The 794-nt window shown below is 35.1% G+C and carries 1 protein-coding gene; it reads right to left on the bottom strand.

All coding sequences use genetic code 11. From position 1 onward, the window contains the following. Nucleotides 1-89 precede the first annotated feature (89 nt). The coding region (locus Q0590_RS37435) for a hypothetical protein (RefSeq protein WP_302042803.1) at nucleotides 90-794 on the bottom strand (705 nt) is incomplete at its 5' end.

Here is a 794-nt window from a genome sequence, read left to right on the forward strand (position 1 = left end):
AGTTAAATTTACCATCTTTATAAGTTAAAATGTGTATGTAATTAATCCCTATAACCGATTACTCTACTAAAAGCCCTGTATGGACTTTTTTATTTTCTGTTCAGATAAAATTGTAGCCCTAGATTAATGCTTGCAGGGTTTAATGAAAATTGAAAGTTCTTATCTGTAGCTTTATGTTCGACCTTGTTACCATCTGTAGTGCCTTCTCTTTTGCTTCTAGTGAAGCTATAGCCGATAAATCCTAAGGTTGCTTCAATGCCTACTCGTTTTGTAGCAAAAAAAACTATTCCGGGTTGAATTCTAAAACTTGGAGAGAGAATATATAGTTTTGATGTTGTCTCGCGGGTAACATCAAACGTTTGTTCTTTGTTAGTTGAAGCCATGTACTGATAACTAAATAGGGTACCATGGACAAAAAATCGTAGCTTTTCATTCAAACTTGCATAATAGCGGATGAATGGGGATAGGGAAAAGCTGCTATTTATAAATCTACTAGAATAGTCTTCCCTGGTAAGAATGGTTGTCTGTTTACTATACCCAGGATTCAATCCCACAGCTACATTATTCAAGACGAAATAGCCAAAAGTGGGATTTACTTGGAAGATAGTCCCATCTTCTTCTAAATAAACCTGATTAGTGGGATTGGATCTTGGGTTCTTGTCATTGTAATAGGAATCCTCATAGGAAAAATGTAAGGCTCCTCCAATCATAAAACTGCCTCTACTTATTTGAGAAAAACAGACAATTGAGGATACGACAAGTAAAAAGAGTGAACATAAGAGCGTTTTCATAAA

It is taken from the genome of Rhodocytophaga aerolata (assembly GCF_030503435.1).
Lineage (GTDB): Bacteria > Bacteroidota > Bacteroidia > Cytophagales > 172606-1 > Rhodocytophaga > Rhodocytophaga aerolata.